The sequence below is a fragment of the Acaryochloris marina MBIC11017 genome (assembly GCF_000018105.1).
In the GTDB taxonomy this organism is placed as follows: Bacteria; Cyanobacteriota; Cyanobacteriia; order Thermosynechococcales; family Thermosynechococcaceae; genus Acaryochloris; species Acaryochloris marina.
Genome location: NC_009925.1, coordinates 2,199,792 through 2,224,493, shown reverse-complemented (window position 1 = coordinate 2,224,493; position 24,702 = coordinate 2,199,792). Strand labels below are relative to the sequence as shown.

19 protein-coding genes and 3 tRNA genes are annotated in these 24,702 nt (G+C 47.7%); 12 read left to right on the top strand and 10 right to left on the bottom strand.

Features of this window, described 5'->3' with window-relative positions; translation table 11 throughout:
- Positions 1-68: 68 nt before the first annotated feature.
- From AM1_RS09950 to AM1_RS09930, 5 genes are all read left to right on the top strand, one after another.
- Complete coding sequence (locus AM1_RS09950) at positions 69-752, top strand: response regulator transcription factor (RefSeq protein WP_012162706.1); 684 nt, start codon at positions 69-71, stop codon at positions 750-752.
- 5 nt (positions 753-757) lie between these two features.
- A complete protein-coding gene (locus AM1_RS09945) occupies positions 758-2,146 on the top strand; it encodes an IctB family putative bicarbonate transporter (RefSeq protein WP_012162705.1) in 1,389 nt (462 codons plus the stop codon).
- Positions 2,147-2,257: 111 nt separating this feature from the next.
- A complete protein-coding gene (locus tag AM1_RS09940; protein ID WP_012162704.1) occupies positions 2,258-2,986 on the top strand; it encodes a hypothetical protein in 729 nt (242 codons plus the stop codon).
- A 213-nt stretch (positions 2,987-3,199) separates the two neighbouring features.
- Entirely contained in the window at positions 3,200-3,472 is a 273-nt protein-coding gene (locus AM1_RS09935; protein ID WP_012162703.1) for a hypothetical protein, read from the top strand.
- Positions 3,473-4,247: 775 nt separating this feature from the next.
- A complete protein-coding gene (locus AM1_RS09930) occupies positions 4,248-5,726 on the top strand; it encodes a glycosyltransferase family 39 protein (protein ID WP_012162702.1) in 1,479 nt (492 codons plus the stop codon).
- Positions 5,727-6,526: 800 nt separating this feature from the next.
- Here AM1_RS09930 and AM1_RS09925 read toward each other — a convergent pair.
- Positions 6,527-8,128: an IS5-like element ISAcma17 family transposase gene (locus AM1_RS09925; protein ID WP_012162700.1), complete on the bottom strand. Its 1,602-nt coding sequence runs from the start codon at positions 8,126-8,128 to the stop codon at positions 6,527-6,529.
- A gap of 959 nt (positions 8,129-9,087) precedes the next feature.
- Between AM1_RS09925 and AM1_RS09920 the strand changes: the two genes are divergently transcribed.
- The 6 genes from AM1_RS09920 (at position 9,088) to AM1_RS40930 (ending at position 13,024) form a co-directional block, all read left to right on the top strand.
- Entirely contained in the window at positions 9,088-9,813 is a 726-nt protein-coding gene (locus AM1_RS09920) for a class I SAM-dependent methyltransferase (protein WP_012162699.1), read from the top strand.
- A gap of 96 nt (positions 9,814-9,909) precedes the next feature.
- Positions 9,910-10,140: a glycosyltransferase gene (locus AM1_RS09915; RefSeq protein WP_012162698.1), complete on the top strand. Its 231-nt coding sequence runs from the start codon at positions 9,910-9,912 to the stop codon at positions 10,138-10,140.
- A 197-nt stretch (positions 10,141-10,337) separates the two neighbouring features.
- Positions 10,338-10,994, top strand: coding sequence for a class I SAM-dependent methyltransferase (locus AM1_RS09910; protein ID WP_012162697.1), 657 nt, complete (start codon positions 10,338-10,340; stop codon positions 10,992-10,994).
- 154 nt (positions 10,995-11,148) lie between these two features.
- Positions 11,149-11,835: a hypothetical protein gene (locus AM1_RS09905; protein ID WP_012162696.1), complete on the top strand. Its 687-nt coding sequence runs from the start codon at positions 11,149-11,151 to the stop codon at positions 11,833-11,835.
- Between the two features lie 66 nt (positions 11,836-11,901).
- On the top strand, positions 11,902-12,426 hold the full coding sequence (locus AM1_RS09900; protein ID WP_012162695.1) for an HD domain-containing protein: 525 nt from the start codon (positions 11,902-11,904) through the stop codon (positions 12,424-12,426).
- 169 nt (positions 12,427-12,595) lie between these two features.
- Positions 12,596-13,024: a hypothetical protein gene (locus tag AM1_RS40930; RefSeq protein ID WP_148215706.1), complete on the top strand. Its 429-nt coding sequence runs from the start codon at positions 12,596-12,598 to the stop codon at positions 13,022-13,024.
- 106 nt (positions 13,025-13,130) lie between these two features.
- Here AM1_RS40930 and AM1_RS09895 read toward each other — a convergent pair whose 3' ends face one another.
- The 4 genes from AM1_RS09895 to AM1_RS40915 all read right to left on the bottom strand — a co-directional run bounded on the left by AM1_RS09895 (position 13,131) and on the right by AM1_RS40915 (position 15,177).
- A complete protein-coding gene (locus AM1_RS09895) occupies positions 13,131-14,726 on the bottom strand; it encodes a TROVE domain-containing protein (RefSeq protein WP_012162693.1) in 1,596 nt (531 codons plus the stop codon).
- Between the two features lie 56 nt (positions 14,727-14,782).
- Positions 14,783-14,906, bottom strand: a tRNA-OTHER gene (locus AM1_RS40925).
- A 7-nt stretch (positions 14,907-14,913) separates the two neighbouring features.
- A tRNA-OTHER gene (locus tag AM1_RS40920) sits at positions 14,914-15,035 on the bottom strand.
- Positions 15,036-15,046: 11 nt separating this feature from the next.
- A tRNA-OTHER gene (locus AM1_RS40915) sits at positions 15,047-15,177 on the bottom strand.
- Positions 15,178-15,350: 173 nt separating this feature from the next.
- Here AM1_RS40915 and AM1_RS09890 point away from each other — a divergent pair.
- Positions 15,351-18,167, top strand: a complete 2,817-nt coding sequence (locus tag AM1_RS09890; protein ID WP_012162691.1) for an NACHT domain-containing protein — start codon at positions 15,351-15,353, stop codon at positions 18,165-18,167.
- Here the strand turns inward: AM1_RS09890 and AM1_RS09885 are convergent.
- From AM1_RS09885 to AM1_RS09865, 5 genes are all read right to left on the bottom strand, one after another.
- The gene (locus tag AM1_RS09885) at positions 18,154-19,317 is read right to left on the bottom strand and encodes an acyltransferase family protein (protein ID WP_041659575.1); all 1,164 of its coding nucleotides are present in this window, start codon (positions 19,315-19,317) and stop codon (positions 18,154-18,156) included. The genes AM1_RS09890 and AM1_RS09885 overlap by 14 nt on opposite strands.
- 64 nt (positions 19,318-19,381) lie before the next feature.
- Positions 19,382-20,617 (bottom strand): glycosyltransferase family 4 protein, encoded by a 1,236-nt coding sequence (locus AM1_RS09880; RefSeq protein ID WP_012162689.1) that lies wholly within the window; start codon positions 20,615-20,617, stop codon positions 19,382-19,384.
- Between the two features lie 162 nt (positions 20,618-20,779).
- Entirely contained in the window at positions 20,780-21,868 is a 1,089-nt protein-coding gene (locus AM1_RS09875; protein ID WP_012162688.1) for an acyltransferase family protein, read from the bottom strand.
- A gap of 106 nt (positions 21,869-21,974) precedes the next feature.
- Entirely contained in the window at positions 21,975-23,279 is a 1,305-nt protein-coding gene (locus tag AM1_RS09870) for a glycosyltransferase family protein (protein WP_012162687.1), read from the bottom strand.
- 86 nt (positions 23,280-23,365) lie between these two features.
- Entirely contained in the window at positions 23,366-24,694 is a 1,329-nt protein-coding gene (locus tag AM1_RS09865) for a UDP-N-acetylglucosamine 2-epimerase (protein WP_012162686.1), read from the bottom strand.
- Between the last annotated feature and the right edge of the window lie 8 nt (positions 24,695-24,702).

Genomic DNA, 24,702 nt, shown 5'->3' with positions numbered 1-24,702 from the left:
TTCACCCCTCATACTGACAGATTCGGGCGGTAAACTGAAGCTAGTAGTACTCATTAGACGGAAATTCTATGACCGGGCATTTACTATTGGTAGACGATGAGCCAGGATTGCGGGAAGCCGTGCAAGCCTACCTCGAAGACAGCGGCTTTACCGTCGATGTTGCTAGTAATGCCAAAGCTGGATGGGAGCTGCTGCAACAGCGCATTCCCGACCTGGTGATTTCCGATATTATGATGCCCGAAGTCGATGGCTACCAATTCCTAGCCCAACTGCGGGAAGATCCTCGGTTTATGCGATTGCCCATCGTATTTTTAACCGCCCGTGGCATGACCAAAGATCGGATTGAAGGCTATAACGCTGGAGTGGATGCCTATCTCTCCAAACCCTTTGACCCGGACGAACTGGTCGCCATCGTCACCAATCTGTTGACCCGTAAAGAAGCCAAAGACGCTAACGCCACCACTGATATTGCCGATCTAGCCAATCAGGTGGCCGAAATTCGAGCCATCTTGATGAACCGCGCTCCTTTACCCACCCAAAATACCCCCACCGTAAAAATTGACTTTACCCCCCGCGAACAAAGTGTCTTGGACCTGGTGGCGGTCGGGCTCATGAACAAAGAGATTGCCCGTCGCTTAGAAACCAGCGTCCGCAACGTCGAAAAATATGTCAGCCGACTTTTTAGTAAAACGGGCACCAATAGCCGGACAGAACTGGTACGCTTTGCCTTGGAGAACGGTCTGACACAGTAACTCTTATGCATACCATTTGGCAGACATTGACCTTGAACAACATCCAATCCCTGCAATGGCGACAAGGCAGTCTGTTCTGGCGACTGCTTGCCTTCCTTCGCCAGTGGCGGCAGGGGAGTTGGCTGCTGAACTGGCACCAGGAAATTGGTGCAGTCTTGCTGACGGCGGTTTTTACCTTGGCTCCCTTTGTCCCTAATAGCCTGACGGGATTATTGGCAATGGCTTGTGGCTGTTATTGGCTGTTGTTGACCCTTTCGGATGACCTGAAACCCCATCGATTTTCCCCGATTTATCTACTCGTGTTTTTGTTTTGGGGGATTACGGTGATGGCTACAGCCCTATCGCCGGTGAAGTTGGCAGCGGTCTCTGGGTTGGTCAAAATGACCCTGTATGTATTTGTCTTTGTTCTGGCAGAGCGGGTGGTGCGGTCGCCTCGACTACGCTCCTGGCTGATCGCCGTCTATCTGCATACAGCGATCATTGTGTCTATTTATGGGGTGCGGCAAAAATTCTTTGGGGCAGAGGCCTTAGCTACTTGGGTAGATCCCAATTCCACCACCGCCGATGAGGTCAGAGTCTACAGCTATTTGGGCAATCCCAACCTGCTGGCAGCCTATATTCTGCCCGCCATCCTCTTTAGCATCTGTGCCGTGGTGGCTTGGCAGCGTTGGGGTGCGAAGCTCTTGGCCGGGACGATGCTGCTGGTTCACTGTGCCTGTATGTACTGGACGGGCTGCCGAGGGGCTTGGATTGGTTTAGTCCTGGCGATTTTTGTGATGGCCATGATGGTGCTCTATTGGATACTGCCCCGCTTACCGCAGTTGTGGCAGATTTGGGTATTTCCCCTCACCATTGGCACGATTGTGGGCGCAGTCGCCTTAGGGATTTTATTTGTGGCTCCTCTCCGTAACCGAGCCTTGAGCGCCTTCTCCGGTCATGAAGATAGTAGCAATAGCTTTCGACTGAATGTCTGGGCCGGGGTGCAGGATATGATCCGAAAACGTCCCGTGTTGGGGATTGGCCCGGGTAATGTGGCCTTTAACCAGATTTACCCCCTATTTCAACGACCCAATTACACTGCCCTGAGTGCCTATTCCATTTATTTAGAAACCTTGGTGGAGACCGGGGTGGTTGGGTTTGCCAGTTTAATGTGGCTTCTCGCCCTGATTTTTCAGCAAACCTGGGTGCAGTTTCACAAGCTACGTCAGCTCCAAAGCCAGGATGTTTGGTGGTTAGTGGGTGCGATCGCATCCATCATCGGTATGTTAATGCACGGGTTTGTGGATACCGTTTGGTATCGCCCTGAAATCAATACCCTGTGGTGGTTAACGGTAGCCATCGTCGCCAGCTATTACCGTCAAACCACAGCGGCTGATACCGCCGTATCGCTCTAAGGGAAGGGCGAATCACTTGCCCATCAGAAACTATTTAGATTTCTGGGGCGTCAGAGGATGTACCAATCGGTTGTTGAATCTCTCTGAACTCCTTGTAAGGCAGTGATACTTATGAAATCTAAAATCAGACTCCTACCTACAACCCTGGCCTCTTTGGTCTTGATGGGCTCAGGATTGGGCATCGACGCGGCCCACGCCCAGTTTCGGCGACCTCGCTCCTTCCCTGAAGCGGCAGAACGGTGGGGTTACGAGTGCAAGCGGGAGCGCCGGGGCTACTTTTGCAAAGTGGATGATGACCGGTTCGATGACGATGATCGGTTTGATGATCGGCGAGATCGCCGCAGCGATCGCTTTCGGTTTAATAAAGGTCGCCTGTATGAAGGCAAAACGATACGAACCTCGGCCAAGAATCGCTATCGCATCGTGATGCGCAAAAATGATAATCGAGATCTGACCCTCTACATCGAGAACGATATTCGGGCAGACGATACGGACCGGGTGATTATTCCCCGTAATAGCCGCATTGAAGGTCGCCTGCGTTCCCGAGATGGGGGGATTCAGTATGACGCCAAGCGGATTGTTTTACCCAATGGTCGTCGTTACAATCTGGATGCGTTCTCTGAGGTTATTTATCCCAATCGCCGGGTTGCCTCTCGCCGCACAAAAACCTCCGAAGGCGTCAGAGATGTCTTAGCGACGATTTTGGGCGATCGTAGACGAGATGATGACTTCGATAGCCGCAATGACGATTTTGATACCAGACGCGATCGCAACCTCGTAGTCATCTATCCCGATCGCGACCTGGATTTGCGGTTAAAAAAAGATCTAAAAATCGACTAAGCACTATCCCCTGAGATCTTTACCTAAGCACACTAAACCTCACGCCAGACTGATGCTGACCTTCCTTTCCAGGGGAGCAAGTATCGGTCTATTTTTTTGATCGCGATTCTTTTTGGCAGTGGTGACTAGGACCACGGCCTGTGCCTGGCAACAGTTTATGATAGGTTGCTTCTCAGAGCGGGAAATCTAAGAACGAAGCATAAAGGGACGAACGTGACTCCTCTTGAAGTTGGCATCCTAGTATTGGTTCTATTCTGTGGCCTGTTTCTCTGGCAACAGTCAGGTTTTAAATGTCCCCTTTATATCCATGTGATCGGTGGCTGTGCAACGGCCTTAGGCTTCCTAATTGCCAGCAATATTGAACCTCATACCCCCATTAATGACTGGTGGCTATTGGGAAAATGGTGGGCGGTTTTAATCATGCCTGCCTTTGTCTATGGTAGCTTTGCTGTTTATGGTGTTTCTATCTACTCTCAAGATGAGTAGCTAGGCGTCCAAGAATCAACCGTCTCAACCCTCTGCTCCGGCAACGGGGAGTTGGGCACAGGCGAGGGTATCTTAAACCCTGCTTAAACAAGGGCTGCATAATCCTGCCCTGTGGCGTTGCTAAGACCAGAGCAGTCAAAATTTCCTGAATTTACTCTTCTCGAAGACTCAATCGTTTCCCCTCCGTTTTACTGGGACTCTCCTCCTGTTCGGCGGTGAGGACGGCCCTGGATGCTACCTCTGGTCGTCCTAACCTGGATTATTCATGACTATTTGGGCAATTCCTCGAACACGTTTCTAATGGATTAAAAGCATCACCTGCCTGAAATACAGCTTGTTTCTAGAAGTGTCCCTGTAATCAGTGTTTGAAGCCCTCATGAATCATTCGGGTTGAGGAGAGCCTGGTTTGAAGGGAGGATTGATTGAAGGGCAGTTTCCAGCCCAGTGATCTGCCTAAATGGGCTGTAAATTTGATCCCATTACTACGCTTCTGAATGTTTTTTTAGTGGATGGGCACCGGCTGACAGACCTAAACTGGAACGCGATTTTCCTAGATCAAAAATAATCAGACGCTCGTTTTTTCAACACTAGACGATATTAATTCAGCTTCTTTTACCATGATCCAGATTTGCAAAGAGCATGATGCAAACACTTGTCTTCGTGACATAACTACACATGGCTAGATATTATGGTCTAGGAGCAAAATAAATTCTTCCCCTACAGTCAACCCGCAAATTGCCAACTGAATCACTGATTTCAGTTCAATTGATTACTGATGCAGAAACCGATGCAAAAAACATCCTTAGACACTAGGTTTAGTGGCAATAAATCGATCCAAGAGTTTCTGCCATTTGGCCTTGTTTTTCTTCTTGCAATTTTTCTATTTTTCTATCAGTTAGATAGTGAAAGCCTCTGGAATGATGAGGTTTTTAGTATTCGCGATGCGAATAATATTAGATCAAAATTTTTAATCTCACGCCCCCTTTACTTTTTCCTATTGCATATATGGATGCAACTCGGAACTAGTGAATTTTGGATGAGAAGCTTATCGGTTCTGTTTGCTTTGGCAAGTGTTGGCTTAATTTATGTATTAGGGCAACGACTGGATAGCAAAGCTACAGGTGTTATCTCAGCGCTGCTTTTGACCCTGTCTCCTTTATTTATCAACCATGCCCAAGAAATTCGTATGTATGCCTTGGGGACTTGTCTAGGACTAGCAGGAACCCTCGCCCTGACCATTGCGTTGCAAGAGCGTAAAATAGCGCCTTTGTTTGCATGGGCGATTGCACGGTGGTTGATGTTTGTGACAGCGCCCCTCAATATCGCCCTGATCTTTGCTGATTTTTTGCTGGTTGGATTGCAGTTTTGGCGGCATCGCAAATTACTCTTTATGTTTGGTGTCTCTGCCTTATTTCTGGGGGCAGCTTGTTTACCGACCTTTCTGATTACAGCTAAAGGGAGTGGGGATGTTCTCTTAACTTGGGCACAGTACCAACCTCGCCCAGGTCTGAAGAGTTTACCGGGCATGTTGACCCGATTTACGATTTGGTCAGTCAAGCCGCCTTTTAATATTGCTGGGTTAGGTTGGTTGATTAATGCCTACACCTTGGTATTAGTTGGAATTGTAATTTTTCTCATCGCTACCAAACCCTGGAAATCATCGGCGGGCTGGATTATTCTATGGTGGTTTATTCCTCAGGCGGCAGTGTTTGTGGTGTCCCATCTCACGAGTTCTCTATGGGTTGAACGTTACTTACTGTTTACGGCCCCCTATGCTCTAGTGATGCTAGCGGCAGGGTTTACCCGCATGTGGAAATGGAAGTGGCCGATTGCATTGGGTATTGTCATTCTGTACTCGATTGTCGTGGGTGGTGGCTTATTTCGCTATTACGCTACCAGCCATCGATCCGATTGGCGAGGAGTGGTTCAAACTATCTCTAAGAGTGAGCAGGCGGGCGATCACATTGCAATTCATGCAAACCCAACACTGTTCAAGCATTATTATCGGGGGTCAGCGCCCACCCAATTTATGGACATTGTCAGTAAGAAGAGACTGCCAGAGGAAATTGATCAGGTTTTAGAGGATATTCCAGCGTTCGATTCACGTTTGTGGTTGACCTATGAACATACGGCATTTGTTGACGAGGAGGGGCATGATCGCTTTCGCCAGGCAGTCGTCGATAAATTTACACTGCAGGAGAAGCAGGAATTTGAAGATGTTGATCTTTTTCTCCTAACGCCGAAGTCAGAATAATACCTGACTGAGCTTATAGGGTGAACTGATGAAGGCAAACGATCTGCCTGATTGTTGAATCAAGCTCTGATGGTAAAAGTGGTGATCTGGAGGGTCCATCATTCTCCGCAATTGAGTGTTGTGTTGAGAATAGGTGAGTCTGACCGAAGAAGGTTGAATTAGAAAATGCTAGGGCTAAGATTCTCGATATTGACCCGCTGCACCTCATTTATGTCTGCCAGTCTAACGGACCTCGATTGAACTGAAATCTTTTGCTGATGCCGATGATTTCTACTATGACTGTGAAACGATAATTAGATACCTCGCTTGCCCTCCTTGGTGAGAAGCAAGGTAAGTGCTATCGGTCTCGCTTCAGCATCCGTGAAGGGATGATCATCGTCATCACTTCTACGGCTTTGGCTACCGTACCTTCAAGGAATTTCTGGCGGGAGACGTTTCCGCTTTGAGGCACTCGCGTTGCGAAATGGGTGCCTTCAATCGTGGTGGCTTTGGCATTTTACTGGCAAACAATGCTCACCGTCATGGATTGCATTGCTGTCATCTCTATAGAAGTTGGTTATCCCAATTGTGCTCACCATCAATGCGTGCTATTGATATCTGCAACAATGGGTATGAAAGAGAAACGAAGTATTGTGTTACTGAATCTGGCTGTAGACGATGGGGCAGCGTTCTGCCAGTCACTGAACTTGCCAAAATCAGGCACATCCTCAAGTAAAGACAAGCATTGATATAGAGGGTATTGAAAGGGGCTTGTCTTGGTTCAAAGATATTCGCTTTTGTGAGGATCATTACTGTCTGTATCAATGACTAGGTTTAAGATAGGGTTTGCTGAGAAAGTAAATTGAGCAAATTCCATGCATCAAATCGTACAAGCAACCCATTTGTGACGGCCAGAGCCATATCCTTTGACTGGCCCTAGCAAAGCCCCAAGGAAGTCCTGACAGCTCCATAACGCTTTCCAAAACCAGCAATCCCACCCCAAAAATGAACGATAAAAAGTGGCTGAGCCACCGCTCCAGATTCATGACCAAGAACGTGATAGCAATCGCACTGGCAGCCGTATCCGCTAACTTCGCCATCACTCGATTCAAGCCAAACCGTCGCTTGGCCTGCCCAAACTTACCCTCAATCTGGACCCTCACCTTTTCATCCTCACACGCTTGTTGCTTGAGTTGGGTCTGTACTTGTGGGTCTTGTTGAGGTCTTCCTAACGGCGGTCCACTCAAGCGAATCCCCCGAGCTTTACACCATCGTCGATTAGCCCGAGTCCGATAGATTTGGTCAGCATGGACTGAGAAAGGATAATGGCCAAAGCGACGACGAAAGGCTTCCACTTGATGTTGAAGATGCTGGGATTCATTGAACGCATCCCAACTCAAGCGCTCCAGAAACACACATCCACGCACACAACTGAGGGATAGCTTGGCTCCAAACTCAACGGGTGTTCCAGCTTTGCCTCGGACCATCGGTCGGACATGAGGCTGACTCATACTGACAATCCGGTCGTCCACTCGACGTACTGACTGTTGATACATCCATTCTTGCTGTCGAAAGACTTCATGAATCACCAGCAACAGACGGTACTGCCGCCGGGACAATTGGGATAGGGAAGCCCCCAATGTTATCAACCCATCAATATGGGCTAGATTGCGACGCACATAGCCCAACTGCTGACGAATCCCTTTACGAATCAGCTTGCGGCTCGGTTGACGTTTTTTGGCAATGGCCAGATAGGCTTTGCGGGCCTTCTGGCGGTAGGTGCGAGGTTTGCACTTGAGGGACAGCATGACTTGAGCATATAAAGCATCGAGGATGGCTTCGCTTGCTTTGCGGGCATCATTGAGCAAATCCAAGTCTGTCGGATAGCGAATATCGGCTGGTGCACAGGTCGCATCTATCAACAATTGGCCCTGGTTGGGAGGGGCAGGAGGCTCATCTTCATCATCGTCAGAGGGAGGAGATGACTCAGGGGACATCGCCACAGGAGACCCCTCGGATGCCAGCACAGAGTCCACGACTGCGTCATTGACTTGAGCTAGCAGCTCTAGATTCAACCGTTGGCGAAAGTGAACCAGCATGGAGGCATCAAACGGAGCACTCTCTCGATATTCACTAAACCCCAGAAAGTACTGCAAGTAGGGGTTCTCTCGAATCTGTTCTACGGTCTCTGCGTCGGATATACCCAGTTTCTCTTTGATGATTAAGGTCCCTAAGGCCACACGAAAGGGTTTGGCAGGTGCCCCCATGGTCTGACTGAATTGGTCTGCATATTCTGACTCAAAGCTCTCCCAAGGAATCAACTCGGCTAGTTTGACCCAGCGATTCTCTCCTGAAAGTTTCCCTCCAAAGGGCAAGTAGAAGTTCTCAAAGGACAGTTGACCGGGGGATGGACGGCGATACATCGGGTTGCAGGTGCAAGGGTTTTAAATATTTTGAATGATTTTCCTTGCACTTCTCAAGGGCCCTCAACACTTGGATACACTGCAAATATTGGAACTTAGACTTCCGAAGCAAGCCCTAAGATATTTGAGCTTGTTCTCCTGTATGAATCGGAGAACAAATCTTTCTACGCTGCCATGTCAAAGGGTTCCAGCAGGGTTGATGTTAATCCTGTTCTACTACTGTCCATTGGCTCTGATACTTTCAGCAGATTTTCTTATTTCCCTTTCATATTCCATTTATCTTTGTATGTGTTTTTTAAAACAAACCATTCTAGTAATTGGGTTAGCATTCATTCTTGATGGGTTGGGCTCAAGATAAAGATATAGGCAGTCATATGTGGGGATTTAAATTTTATGAATGTCAAATATCCCTGACTTTAAAAGGCAAGTTCTTCGAGAATAGTTGGTGCTTCTATGTAAATAGGATGATCTCGGTAAACCCCTTATTGAAGTGAAGATTAAATCGCTGAATCTATTTTGGGGTAAGGATTATACGGTTTCTAAATTTGTCTAATTTTTTTCTGAAACGCAATCTATATGGAGTTTGAGCGATGTCATAGATAGGATTAAATTAGTTTTCTAATAGAACAATTTTTCCCTATGAGCTGCTGCCTATATGTTTGCATAGGCGTAATAAAAATATATAAGCATCTCTAAAAGGCTTCAGTATGCAAGGCTTCTATGATGAAAATTGTTACTTTGTGATTTGAGTCACTTGAATTTCTTTTATTGTTTATTTATACTCTTTAAAATTAATACCAAGTCCCCAAAAAATACTCTCTATCAACACTTGTAAGTGCTGAAAGGCTGTTAAGCTTGTTTCGCTGATTAGCCATGCTTTCGCATGGGATTAGCATGGGAATTTTCCCTGTTGATATGTAGTAACGTCTGCAAACGTTCGTATTAATCTATTTTTTGAAATGAATACTCCTAATATTCCTGACTATGTGAAGGGATGGCTTACTGATACAGAAGCGCAATTCCTCTATTCACAGGCCAAGGCTTGTCCTCCTGACACGGTCATTGTTGAAATCGGCTCTTGGAAGGGTAAATCATCCATTTGTCTCAGCCAAGGATCCGCAGCAGGTGGAAACGTTCATATCTATGCAATTGACCCCCACCAAGATGATTCTTATCAAGAGTTTGAGCATAATGTGTCGAGTGCTGGGGTTCGAGAGCTAGTCACTCCAATTGTCAAAACTTCAGCAGATGCATGTGAAGGATGGACTCAACCGATCGGTCTCCTGTTTATTGATGGCAACCATGAGCATGACATGGTAGAGCAAGATTTTCTGCTGTGGTCTCGCTTTGTTGTAGAGGGCGGTATCATTGCATTTCATGATTCAACCAGTAGCCCGTTCAATCAGCTGATGGGTTACTTAGGCCCCAAACGGGTTGTGGATAAATATCTGTTCCAATCTAAGGATTTCAAGCATATTGGGTTCACGGGGACCACGACATATGCGACGAAAAGTAGTTCTCAAACGGTGACTGACACCCTAGCTCGGTGGTCGATGCGCTTAAAAAAAGCCTTCCCCGATACGCTGATGCTGCTTCACCAATATGTTCTTTTAAAGTTGCCTACGGGTGTTTTAGATGGGATTCGCAGACTGATGGGTTATCGAAAACTGAATTTAGGTCGATAAGCTGATTTCTGGGGCTTCACCTACCACCAGTGGTGTTGCCAACCAGATCGCCAAAAACTAGGATAAAGCCCAGGGCGACGGGTAGGAGGCGAAACAATGAGCCGAATTGTACTGGCCGCCATGGGGTCTTTGGGGGATCTGTATCCTTTGATTGCGATCGCACAAGCACTACAGCAACGTGGCCATGATCTAGTATTCGCCACTCATCGAAAATATCAGGACATTATTAAATCTCTAAACCGAACCTTTCATCGTTTGCGACCGGATACCGCCCCAGGCGATACTCAGGAAATCGAACGAATGATGGATCTGAAAGCGGGGACTTAAAGGAACCATCTTCCCTAAACCGAAATTCTGAGGATTGAGTGGTTTTGAGTACGATCTGCCACAGTTGAGTTGATTCCATGCCATTCTGGTAGATCTGCAACCCTCAATTCCAGTCGCGATCGGTCAAGGGCTTTTCTTGACGCAAATCACTGATTTCTACTCATTGTTGGTCGGTATCGATTTGGGCAACTCAAATAATGCCTAATTCAGATCGGTGTTGTCCGTTATGTCAGTCCATTCAAACTAGCGCTTTTCATCAAGATAGTCGCACCTATTTTCGTTGCCAGGTGTGTCTATTAGTCTTTGTACTTCCTCATCAGTTTTTATCAGCCCAAGCTGAGAAGGCTATCTACGACACTCACGAAAATTCTGCTGAGGATTTGGGGTATCGTCGTTTTCTGAACCGGCTTTTTTTGCCTTTGTCCCAACGTTTACTTCCCCAGAGCGTCGGCCTGGATTTTGGATCGGGACCAGGGCCGACGCTGTCAGTCATGTTTGAGGAAGCTGGGCATTCTATGGAACTCTACGATCTGTTCTATGCACCAGATACTAGGGTTTTGCAGCGACAGTATGATTTTATCTCTGCGTCTGAGGTGGTCGAACATCTCCACCATCCTCGACGAGAACTTGAACGGCTATGGTCTTGCCTCAAGCCTAATGGCGTCTTTGGCATTATGACTAAGCGCGTTATTGATCAGGCGGCTTTTGCTCGCTGGCATTACAAAAGCGATCTGACGCATGTGTGTTTCTTTTCGATTGAGACGTTTGAATGGTTGGCCAATCATTGGCAGGCCGCTTTAACGATTTCAGGAAATGATGTGGTGCTGTTGACGAAGACTGCAGCCATGGACTAGCTGTTGATGATCAACGTTCATCTCATGATGAACCCTTGGACGTCGAAATCATTCAGTACTGGTAAAGTCATTGGCTGGCCTTGATTGAGTGGGCATTCTTAATACAGACCCAGTATCGTCAAAATACCTTTTTACTGTCATTATTTAGTGAATTATGAGCATTGTGGGTGAAAATTCAGATATTCAGGCAAGGATATCTTGGTTCACGATTCAATCAACTGATCTGCAGGCTGTTGCAGAAGTATTGGGTTTAGATCATGTGCGATCAGAAAAGTGGCAGGAAACGATTCAGCCAGAAGCCAATACCAGAGTGTATGTTGCTCAGGACAATTGGGTGATTGTTGAGATTTATGATTGGGACTATAACCCTGCTAATGAAGCAGATATGTCAGAAGATATCGATGAAGGGTGTGCTGTCGCGGTTGAAGCTCTTCTGGTGAAACTTAGTCAGCAGTTTGGTGAAGCACAGTTTTTCGAATTTGATACTGAGGAATGGTGCGGTCCAACCTCTTGGATGTTGGCAAGAAATGGCCAGATCATCCGTTCATTTGTCTATTCTCCAGAGTTTCCGCCTTCCTGGCGAAATATGGGAGAACCAACTGCGACTGAATCGTTTATTGATTGGTCTAGGGTTCAAGAACTTGAGAGTTGGAGTGAAGAAGATTGGGATGAGTGGGGTGAACATGAGGCGGAGAATGAAGCGTCCAATCTAGTCACGGGGTGGCAAGGTATGGGGCCAGCATCTGTTGAAACTATCAAGATTGCCCGTGAATGGAGTGTAGATCCCTTAACCCCAGTGGATTTATCAGCCGTCTGTTTATTGGGGACTGGAAGATTCTGAATTGCAAAGTAGCCTAAACTATTTGCTAAAAGCAGATTTGCAGAACATTTGACTCTACATTAGCCAGTGATCAAGACGAAGACAGAAGCTAAACAACTCTTGCAAACTCTGGGAGCCTCTAAGCGTTTATTGGTGCATCATCAGTTGGTGGGAGAAGCTGCAGAAGAATTACTCGATTCCCTTGCTTCGCTCGATCTCAATATCCAAAACGATCTCGTTCGATTGGGAGCATCAATTCATGACGCGGGCAAGATTCTCTGTCCTGGGGAACTTACTATGCCAGGAAATCAGCATGAGCCAGTAGGAGAACAGATGTTATTAGAAGCGGGTGTGCAACCAGAAATTGCCCGCTGTTGTTTGAGTCATGCCCGTTATGAGTCGATGGAAGTTTGTCTAGAAGAGCTTTTGGTTGCTTTATCAGACAAGCTATGGAAAGGCAAACGAGTGGCTACGCTAGAACTGCGGGTGATTGATGAAATAGCGGAAGTAATGGGTAAAAACCGATGGGATATATATCTGTATCTAGACGAGTGTTTTGAAAAGATTGCGGCAAATGGCGATCATCGCTTGGCTCAAAGTATGAATCCCTAGCTGAAATGCGCTAAAGAATCTCAGGGAAATGGTTTTGAGCCATAAGCGCAATCTCTTTTAAGACAAAGTAAATCATCAATATTGTTCAATGCACCAGTAATGGTATAGATGTGCGGCTTCATAAACTCCAACGGCCATGTGCTTAGATGCAAGCGATAACATGACTTATATGACTCGCAATAATTCTCTTACTGATCTGAATGTTCTAAATTATCGGAGTTTAGAAGTTCATGGTCTTTCTTTCGAACTGATGGTAGATAGAAAACCTATTGGGGAAATAGTAGGTACTTCAGATACAGCCGTTCCCTACTGGCTTTTTAAGACTGGTGTCGCTTTACGACCACTTTCTCAATTGAACAGTGGAGATACAGGAAAACGCGTAGTTGCTGTATGTCCCTGTGGAACATATGGATGTAGTTGTATTAGCTGTAATGTCGTGCAAAGTTGGGATCGTAATATTGTATTTCGAGAGTTTACAACTGATTTGCGAAGCTCTCTCTTACCATTCAATCTGTTGATATTCAGCTTCTCGCTAGACAACTATAATTCCGTTGTAAAGAGTATTTTTGATGATATTCGCGTCTTTGAAGCTATTTAGTTTCTAGATTTTTCCACTTACTTGATGGGTGCATTTGAATCTTATTATCCAAAATACGAAAGAGGTCACTAAGCCTTGATAAAAAGTGAATAGTAACCTCTCTTTGTTAGATCTCTCCTTGAGCAATCATTTGGATGGCTCGTGGGGCAGCGGGGTCGAAACCACCGAAGTCCCAGGATAATGGATCCTTAGGATCCACTAAGGAGAGCTGGTAAGGGGCTAGAGTCACGTAAACCGCCTTAGCCTTTGGATTCACTAGACGTCGATACTCCGCTAAAGCCTGACTCGGATGCTGTCGCCCTGCATAGGACTCAGAATCCGTCCAGAAGCAGAAGACATCGGCATAGAAGTGATGCTGAATCGCCCACTCGTAGGCCACCGCTGCATTAGTGCCTCCGAAGTTATTATCCGTTGCCTTCTTGAGCGCATCGCGGAAGCTGTCTCGGGCTGTGATACCCAAATCACGGAACTGGGTTGAGAACCCGCGAATCGCGTAGTTCCGCTCAGCTTTGGCCGTTGCTAGGGCCATTGCCGTGGCAATCTCGCAGCAGCTTAAGCCCACCGAACCCACAGTGTAGTAGGACATCGACCCTGAGACATCGATGGCATGCATAAACACCTTGCCCGTTGGGGCAACTGTCTCGAAAGATAGCTCAAGGGCCGTTTCGAGAATATCGGTGACTCGGGCGATGGGTGTCCAAGTCTTGCGACTTCGCCCCACCTGGCCCCCAGACGCATAGGTCTTCAAGGCTTTGAGCACATCAATCGGATGGATCCGAGCCTTGCGCAAGCGCTGCTTGTTGGTTAACATCGCAGCCACTCGCTTGAGGTTCTTACTCTTATGGGCTCCGAGAACGCCTAGTGCTGTCAAAGACCCTAGATTTCGCAATAAGGCTCCCACAGGCATTCCCTCTAAGAGGAGCTGCCAAGCCCGCTGATCCATCTGACCGATGGGGGCGATCATCTCGTGGGTTAAGCGACCTTGGATAATTGCCTCATGGGTAGCCTCGGGCTGACGCTTGACCCGCTCGTACCACCAAATTTGCTTTAAAGCGTCAGGAGCGCTTTCAGGTAAGGTCTCCCAACCCTGGGTCACCCAGTGATAAAGGGCCTGGTGATCGGCACTGATGGGCTTGACGTGGAATAGCCGTAAGGCATCCCGGTGAGTAAAGCCATGGCGCTGCTGGTACTTCAGCAACTGATAGGCCAGGGCCTTGGCATCGGGATTAGAGAGCCATGTGGTTCCACACTGGCGAATGATTTTACCGAAACCCCGTAAGGACTTGGTATAGTTCAACCACTCGTAGAAATGGCTACCCGTTCGCACCACTTGCGGGAATAGCTCTACAAATGCCTGCTTGGCGATTTGGGTTTCCCCCATGGATAAAAGCACTAATGCCAAGATAGGCGCACTGTTGTTGATGGAACGGCCATCGCTAGCGTAGAGAATCTCTTCAGCGGTGCGCTGAGGATTCTCATAAACACACTGCTGGACGACATGGATAAAGTCATCGGTTAACTCATGCTTGTCTGCATAGTAGGTGCTTTGAGCTGTACCGATCAGTAGGCATCGGCGCAGCATCCCCCAAATGCCTGGGTCAAACATGTAGCCGCCAGATCGACCTTGGACCATTTCAGCTGCATGGCCAGGAATCGGATGGGTCTGAGGGGTACGAGCGTTGGTAAAAAATTTGTAAGTCATGATTATCTCCGGCCCGACTGGGCAATAAAAAAGCTGAAAATCCCATATAGGGAAAGGGAGTGGAGCGGGAGTCGAACCCGCATCCCGACGGATAAAGGACAAGTCGTTAAAAGCGATAACCTTATTTCCTGCGGCCCTTGCGGACAATCAATGGTGCTCTACCGTTTGAGCGACCCACTCCAGGGGATGGACGGAAGGGGATTCGAACCCCTATTTCCCGCATGATAGGCGATAACCCTAATTCTTCGACCCTTGCGGATAAGTTATGAACAAGGGGGTTAAGGCGTTCTACCTTTGAACTATCCGTCCGTGGCTGTGGTGTGGACAGGAGAGGATTCGAACCTCTACCCTCTGTTCCTTAGCGATAACCCTAATTCTTCGACCCTTACGGATAAAGTTGTGAATCAGGAGATTCATATAACAGACGTTCTACCGTTAAACTAACTGTCCATGTTTGCCTTGAAGTAACCTCGTTTCTTATCGTTGAACCTAATCTACTGGCTGTCTCTCCCCCGATTCCAATGTCGTAAAGTTGGAGTCAAACGCGGACAGGGTTAGGGTTCTAGAATAAGGGGGGATATCTAAGTTAAGGGGAACCCCCTAACTTTGTCGTGAAAGTTCTCTATGCCCAAGCAAAGTTTTGGCCCTATTACCCGGCGCAGAACCCAAACCCTCCTGATGGGCTTGGTGCAGTTTGCCAATGATTCCCTAGAGCTTGAGGACGAGAAGATCCTGGCAGGATTGCGGGGGACGATCAAAACCTACTGGCAAACGGACCAGCGGTTGGTGGTGCAGACCACGGCTCGGCATCTAGTGGCCCTAACCCAATATTTAGAGACACCGCTGACCCTAGCGCAGGTAAAAGCTGGGCTAAAACATCTCCAAACCTTTATGGGCATGCTGGAAGATCACCGCACCAGCCAGCGGGGGTCGGATCAGTGGCATTTCACTTTGACCCTGTGCCATAACCGCTGGGAAGAAGCAGCCAATCAGCAAAGCTTTGACCAAGTTTGGAATCAGCAGCGCCCGGATCGAGGGGTATCCCAACCGAAGAGAGAGGCAGGCCCCTGGAGAGCCTGCTGTCAGGCGGCGTTGGATACTCGGCTAACCACTAATCCGCTGACGGCCCATACGGGATTGGCGTTTGACCTGAAAGATGTCTATTGTCCGGTGGGGTTGGTAGCCTACCCAACGGATGTTGCTAAACAAACTGGGGATGTAGTCAGTGATTCTGACGCCGAGACAACGGTCTATCAGCCTGATCAGTTTCTAGAGGTTTTACTGGCACAATCAGCGGTGCAGCGGGTGGCCATCGTTGGCCCACCGGGGGCAGGCAAAACGACCCTGTTGCAAACCTTAGCTCTCAAACTGTTGGCCCAAGATCAGGTGCTGCCGATTTGGATCTCTTTAGCCGATCTCGAGGGTCAATCCCTAGAAACATACCTGCTAGAAACTTGGCTCAAGCAAACCCTGAAGGTATTTACCGTTTCGCCAAGCCAGCAGCAAGCCTTTGCCCAGCAGTTCGCTACAGGTAAGGTCTGGCTTTTACTGGATGCCGTAGATGAAATGGGGATGGTGCCTAGCCAAGCGTTGGCCTTTGTAGCCAAGCAGCTCAAGGGCTGGCTGGGAGAGGCCCATGTGATCCTGACCTCGCGATCGCAACTTTGGGACGCGGGCCATAATGCTCTGGAAACCTTCACTCCCTATCGCAGCCTTAGCTTCAGCTATCGCCAAGGGGGAAATCAAGTTCAAACGGTGATCCAAAACTGGTTTCAGGATCAAACGGGCGATACGCTGTATCACCAACTTAATCGCCCCGAGCTGCGGCGACTCAAAGCCCTGATTCAGAATCCCTTACACCTAGCTCTGCTCTGCCGAACCTGGCAGCTCACCCAAGAACAATTGCCAGAAACGAAGGCCATGCTCTATCGGCAGTTTGTCGAGGCCCTTTACGACTGGAAGCAGGATCATCACCCCACCAGCTTGGCCCAGCGGCAGCAGCTCAACCAAGCCCTAGCTCACCTGGCGTTGCAGGCAATGGCTCAACCGTCGCCATTGTTTCGCCTACCTGTGATATTTATCAGTCAACATTTGGATCCTGATCAGTTAACTCTGGCCTTGCAGTTAGGGTGGCTACAGCCCGCAGGCTGGTCTCCCACCACAGGCGGTAAAGTCTACGCTTTTTATCACGCCACGTTTCAGGAATATTTTGCAGCTCAAGCGATCGCAGATTTGCATCAGTTTATTGAATATCAGCAAGCGGAAACCACCTTTCACCCAATCTTTAGTGGGCAATGGCAGGAAGTGATCTTGCTATGGCTGGGGCGCAGTGACGTTTCTGATGGGGATAAAGTACAGTTTCTGCAAGCTCTGGTAGACTTTGCCGATGGCTGTGGTGGATTTTACGATATCCAGGCGAAGCTGCTGGCGACCAAGGGGTTAGCAGAATTTCCCCAATTTGCTGGCTCAGAAGCGTTAGTCACTGAGGTGGTCCATTGGCGATTTCAGCATCAGAACGGTAAACCCACTGTTTGGCTTGAGCCTGCGGGGGAAGCGTTGTCCCAGAGCGATCGCACCCTGGTAACCAAAGCCATTGAACAGTTTGTGGTAAATGCCCGGAATCCGTTTGAGCAGTGGTTGGCGGCCCATAGCTTGGGCAAAAATTATGATCCAGGGAATGGGGTTGCGATCGCAACCCTAGAACAACTGCTGACCCAAGCGCCTAACGTCGATGTGCAAATTGAGATGGCTAAGACGCTTGCAGATATTCAGCCGGGACATCCCCAGGCCCTCCAAACTTTACACGATATTATTCAGTCCCATGACTCTCTGGCGATGCGTCGCAAGGCTGCCCATCGGCTGGGTATCATTGCACCGGATCAACCCTTGGCCCTCCAAACTTTAGAACATATCCTCCAACTCACTGACGATCCTGCCCTCCGTCACCAAACGCTACAGTCTTTGCAAAAATTGGCGCCTCAGCATTCAGCGCTACCGGTAAAGCACTCACATCGTCGGTCCCGTAAAACTCCCCTCAAGCCGCAACAGCTTATTCAGGTGTTGGAACAGAAACTGCAGAAAAGCCGAAAGATGGAGACTCGCATTCGCTATGCAGGTCGGCTCTTGGCAATACAGCCCCACCATAGGGAGGCCATTGATGTGTTATTAGATATTTTCTCTAGAACCCAGAGCAAAAACCATCTCAAACAGATCAGCAAACACCTCCGTCTGATGACGGTGGATGCTGAGTCCCCAACCTGGCGACAGGCTTTCACTGTGGTTCAAGGGGTATATATCACATCTCAGCAGTCGGCCCAGACTCAGCCGGTTTACAAATTGCTGTGGGACTGGTCCCAGGCATTATCCGTTGAGCAATTTCGTGCCCTCTGGCAAGCGGGTGCATCTATCAAGGTGAACCCTAAAGATCCTAGGAAGACTTAATCATTTGGGGACGAAGTTTAATACGCATAAAAGGTTTCTCAAATAACAGATACGTGATCGCAGACAACAGGATGGTCACCACGAACACACTGGCAAACTGGATATAGCCAGGGGCGTTCAGTTTAGATTCCAAATAGCCGAGCACTGCAATGTGCCAGAGGTATACCCCAAAACTAACGATGCCTACAAATCGCAGGGCCACATTCTCTAACACTTTTTTGATCCAGCCATCCGTATGTAAATGGGTCACCAGTAAAACGCAGATCAGAATGGCTTGGTAGGTATAGAACCCGTGGTTGGCGGACAGACGAACATAGTTGGCTTGAAAGACGGTATCCCACAGGGGGCGACTCACTAGATTGGGAAAATTAAACACAATCAACACGAAGGAGGTGTTGGCCAGGATGGACATCCATCGCCGCTGTTTGGGATTTTCTGGGTCAAAGACCGCCGTTAGCTTGGCATTGACCACGGCTGCCAAAGAGCCCAACAGAAAAATCGGAATATGAGGGAGGACGGATAATCTGGACGTGAAGTCCACCGCAACATTAGCGCCCTCCGTTACGATAATGGCGCTGAGTAAAAAGAGAGTAGACGCTTTAAAATCCCGTTTGAAGAGCAGGACAATAATCCCCACGACGAAGGGGAAAAACAAATAGTATTTGAACTCTACGACAATGGTCCAAAAATGATTAAACGCTTCTTGTAGTAGAACATGGGATATTAGATCCTTCAGTTCAAACTTAAATCCCGGAAAAATTAAATAAACGACTAAAACGAAAAGATAGAGCGGATATATGCGTATAAATCGTTTTAAAGCATAGTTTATCCAGGTTTTAGCGCTTTTAAGCTCAATCGTCTCTCGCATCATGTGGCTCGTTAACAGGAAGCTACTTAAGATGAAAAAGATGTAGACCCCTGTTCTGCCATAGATAGTGCCTGCGGCCTGAAAATAATGCCCCAGGAACATTTGCTCCCAAGGTAGGCCCAGGAGTCGCTTGCTATGGGTTGCCACCACTAAGAGAACCGCAATCCCCCTTAATCCATCCAGCGATGCCATCCAACTTTTAGACGTACGGGCACCAAAAAATAGACTTTGGAGAGAGAATCGCGGTTTAGGTGCTTCTTGTTCAATCAATTTTTCTGTCATTTTGATCCGAAAACACTTGCATTTAATCCATCAAAAGCGCTATCCCCTCAAGGGACTCGAGGGCTTAAGCTACCAATAACTCTTCAAACAGAGACCGATACTGTCGGGCTTGAATCTCTAGGGCAAACCGATCGACTGCGGCTTGGCGGGCTTGCTCACATAATTTGTGATGGCGATCGGCATCTTCCAGGACCCAGGCCATACCGTGGGCTAAATCATCGACTTCATAGGGTTTGACCAGATAACCTGTTTCCTGATGGCTGACAATATCTTTTTGCCCGGCAGCATTAAAGGCCACCACCGGGGTGCCACAGGCCAATCCTTCCGATGCGGTTTGACCAAAGGATTCGTAGAGGGAGGGCACAATCATGACATCAGCCGCCGAATAGGCAATGGATAAACTCAAATCATCGGCAAAGCTGCCCAGGTAATGGGCCTTAAATCCTAAATCGACGGGTTCTGCAGGAGCATCTGCTCCAAAAATGGCCACCTCAATCCGGTCTGCCCATCCGGCCTGACTCAATTTCTGCAGGGCGGGCTGGAGCAGGTGAAATCCTTTCCGTAAATCAGCAGTGGCCGATAAAGCACCAAACAGAATGATCAGCTTGTCTGTAGGCAGCCCCAACAAATCACGGCTAAAGCCTTTATCGACGGGTCGATACTTTTGCACATCCAGACAAAAGGGAATCACCTCCACTCGGCGATGGCCAAATAACGAACTCTCCCGGACACAATCCGCCATCCACTGACTGGGGGTGACGATGGTTAGGTTGATGTCTTGCCAAGCTTTATGTTTACGCTGCCAAATTTTTCGAGATAGATCCGTCTCTTTTTGGCTATTGAGTTGGGGGCATTTGCCGCAGGTATCCTGGTAGCCATCGCAGGTCTCGGCATAGTGGCATCCTCCCGTAAACGGCCACATGTCTTGCAGGGTCCATACCAAGGGCTTATTGAGTTTGGGCAAGGTTTCCACTTTGAGAAAGCCATTGCAGACCCAATGCATATTGACGATATCAGGCTTGAGCTGGGCGACTTTTTTTGCGATCGCATCTGGAAACCATTGGCTCGAAAAAAGCGTTTTGGTTTGATAGGACCCTAGCTTTAACGGCCATCCATTCATCGGTGGCCCTAATTTAGTTAATACTGACTTTTCAGCCAGGACCGACTTCTGGCCACTGAAACGGGCGCGAACTAACATTTGGGAGTCATGGCCAATGGCCAGTAGCCCTTGATGCAGTCGGTATGCTGCTCTCGCAGCCCCGCCTTCAATGTCAGATGTACTCAATAAGAGAGATTTCATAGACGCTTTAGTTTTTCTAGGGTCCTATAAGAACAAGCAAGAGATGTAAAGGTGAGGCGATGGGTCTGAGCATTCTCCCAACCTAACTGCACCCATCAGCATGACATTACCTCAAAGTGCTCCAGCTTCACCCTAGGCATCCGGCTACTGAAATGAATTGGGCTATTGGGGAAGGTACTTCTTTAAGCGAAAGAAGGGACGCTCAATTACGAAAAAACTCATAATAGATATCCCAAATGTGATCGCCAAAATAATCGAGAATTTAATCGGTTGGGCCAGATTGAGATGGGCATTGGTATAGCCAATCAGTGCCATATGCCAAAGGTACATACTAAAACTTATCGTTCCCACAAATCGAATAATGGGATGGCTTAAGATGCCCCGAATCAGACCGCGACCGTGGAGCTGGGCCACCATAAATAATGACCATAGTCCCCCAAAGGCAATAAAGACCAGCCGGTCGGACCAACTTTGCTGCAAGATCCACCAGTCGGGTTGGGCTCTCAAAGCAACAATCAAACCCACCGTCGCCATCAAACTGAGGATTGCCATACTTTCTGCAATATTGCCAAATACAGACGAATCCTGGAGCTGCGGCTGTTTCTGGAGTTTGGCATGGATCAGTGCCGCGAGTATACCAAAGAGAAAAATCGGTAAATACTTAACCAGGGAGATCCTCGCGACTTCAGGAGGGTTAATCGTCACCAGAAAACTGGTACTACCCACGGCCGCTAAGAATAAAGTCGTTAGCCCTAGGTTCTTCTTCAAAACTTTGACAATCAGCCACATCAATACAGGTAAGAAGAGGTAAAACTTAAATTCAACGGGGATGGCCCAAAATTGATCCTTCCCTTCCTGTAAAAATAGATGACTCAGGACATCTGAACCCTGGTATTTAAAACTAGGTACGATGCCATAGAGCAACATAATGCAGATATAAAGTGGGTAGATCCGTAAGACTCGTTTGAGTGCATAACTACCCCATAGAGATAAACGACCTAAGTCGCAGTCCTCTCGAAAGAATTGTCCAGCTAGTAAAAAACTACTTAACACAAAGAACAGATATACCCCTGCTTTACCAAATCCATCAGGATTCAGTATTGGAAAAAGCTCTAGTCCTTGTCCTTTGGCGTGATCAAAAAAAACGAACAGAATTGCAAATCCTCTAATGCCATCTAGAGCATGGATCTTCTTCGCAGGTTGCGAGGGTTTACTGACAAAAAGAGATTGAACTTTTTCAATAACTACCACGATTCCTTTGTCCTCACGCTATAGCAAGCAAGTGTCTTTAAATCTATGGTCAATTTATGGTCTAAACGAATATTCCTCCATTCAAAAGATGATTGATCAAAGTATCCTATGGCACTCTCGTTGCCGACTGTTTTGGGTGAACAGAGACGAGATTTAGGACATCTTCAAAGGAATTAGCCAGTTGTTGTAAAGAGTGTTGCTGGCAATACCCTTCAAAGTCTGGCTGACGGTCCGTATTGGGTTGGGCTAACCGGATCTTGAGGTCCTTCAGACCTTGCAAACAGGCACCCACATCCCCTTCAGGGATAGTCACGCCTAATTGAAACTGCTCGACCCGTTTACCCATGCAATATCCCTCACTGGCCATTACCAATTTTTTAAAGGCGGCAGCTTTGACGAGGGCGTTACTGCTATAGGGAAAGTTTTCATAGGCCGAGAAAATAACATCACAGCGATTGACGAGGGCATTAAACTGAGGTTCGCCTGGAATAAATTCCAAATGAAAGAGACAGTTTGAAGGAGAGGATTCAACGATCTTTTGTACCGTTTCATAGTCGTCATTCAACCGAGTTGAATAGTCTTGATGAAACATCGCCTTTGAAAGTGACCCCGCAAAGACAAAGAAAAACTCTTCTGGGTCACACTGTTGGGCCGCCTCTAATAAGGTTAGGAGTCCCTTGCGCTTACTCAGAGCACCAAACAGTCCCACAATGGTGCGATTACCGGCCTTGGCTTTGATATCTTTTGCTAAAGAATAGGTCAAATCTGGGGGAGTAATGTCGGTAAAGTCAGGAAATGCAATCACGGGTTTGTTGTGGACATCCGACTGAAGGTTTTCAGCTTCATATTCGTCCAGTAGGGTGATTGCCTGACAACGATCGGCGTTCGCAACTGCGAGATGAGATAGGGGCGTTTTCAGGATCGGTAGATATCGTTGACCAAACCGATAGGTTGCGGGTCGAAAATACAGGCCAGACCAGGGATAGGGAAAGACCCAATCAATCATGGAGCCACTTAAGTAGTAGCTTAAATAGTTGTCTAACCAGTTGAGAAAGACTAAATCAGGTTCATAACCAATCTGGTCAGCTGCGTCTTGAATAACGGCAGCCGTTTTTTGCCAGCGCCCTAAGATTAGAACGGGCTGAGGCCAGCGGGTCCATTGCGGAAACAGCTTGGGTAACTGACCCACCACGGGGAGTTCCTGCCATTGATATTCCTGCATTTCGAAGGCATGAAAATTTTCCACCCCTTCGGGACAATTTTCTTGAATCCACGGCAAGATATCATCTGGCTGTGGATAAAAGGACATGACTCGATATCCCATTTCTAACAGTGTCTTACTGAAGAAACGCATATACGTGAGATGATGCCCTCTGCCATGATTGGTATCAACGAGCGCAACGGTTTTCATAGACACGGATGTCAACAATGGGGTTTATAAGATTGGGGTAAATGGAGATACGGATGATCAACAACACTTATGGTCGTGGATCGGGGCTAGCCAGCAGATAGGTGTGTAACAATTTCATCAACAGCTCGTTGAGTGGATTGGCCATCTAAGGCATAGGTAAATTCTGCTGCAAGATCGATCTCTGTACTGTGATCTGAGTCCCCATCAAATAACATTTGCTCAATTTGCGTCTTTAAAGCAGGTTTAGGTTCTGCATATACGGTCTGGTAGACGCCATATTCTTCTAGGTGTTTATAGCCTTTAGAAGGTCCCTCTGCAAATAAATCAAAGGCCACCACTTTCTTTCCCATCATTAAGGCTTCCTCTGCCACCGTAGAGCTGCGTGTTAGCAGTAAATCAGCGATGGACAGCAGGGCATACACACTGAGTTCTGTGACCTCCGGTTCGATCACGATCACCGACTCCAGATCCGCATATTGCTGGGCCGCTTGCTGGTATAAATTTGGATCTCTTTGATCGTTGGGATGCATTTTGATCAACAACAACACCTTGGAGAAATCCAGGCTTTCATAAATATGCTGAATATACTGCCGATAGAGCTGAGCTTCATCTCCATATCCCTGATATTCCGTATGCAGGCAGGCAGCCAACACCACAATTTTCTTCTGGGGTAGTTGCGGTTGGACCTGGGGATAGCATTTTTGCAACGTTGCCAATGCGGCTTGGGAATCCAGGTTGTTGAGGACATCATGTAATGGATTGCCCACGACTCGAATTCGCTGTGGATCGACCCCATAGTCCTGAATTAATTCCCGTTCCACTCGCTTACCCCACACCATAATCAGGTCTGAGACCGTAGAAGCGAGGCCCTTAACGGAGTCTTTGCGAGTGCCGCCATGTTGAATTGAAAGGGTTTTAACGCCAAATTGGCGAAGCTGATCGGCGGTATCGACCCCACATCGGTGAAACTCATAGAGTTCTCGGTGATCTAAGCAAAAGACCACCACTTTATCTTGGGGAGATAAACAAGCCCGAACCAGGCTCAAATAGTTGGCTTGGGGAGTGATGCTTAGAGCGCTCAATTTTTCTAGGGTTTGAGGGACGAGCTGTAGTTGATGAATCCCCGGCAGTACGATCAGGTTTAGCTGGATGCCTTGACGTTCAAGGATGCTACTTTCAGCGAGGTGTAGTAGGAGGGGGATTAATAACCGTTCACAAGCTTTGGAATAGAGAAAGAAGGTAATTTCTGGCTGGGTTGATAAACGAGAAAGCCGCAGCGGCAATGCTTTAAGCAGCATCGCTAACTTTTCATCAAAGCCCAGATAGTCTTGCAAGGGAAAATAGTATTGTCCCAGAACCGCTTTTTCCAGGGGGACAATATCCTGACGCGACCGGAGTTTTAGCTTTTGTTGCATTTTGGCAG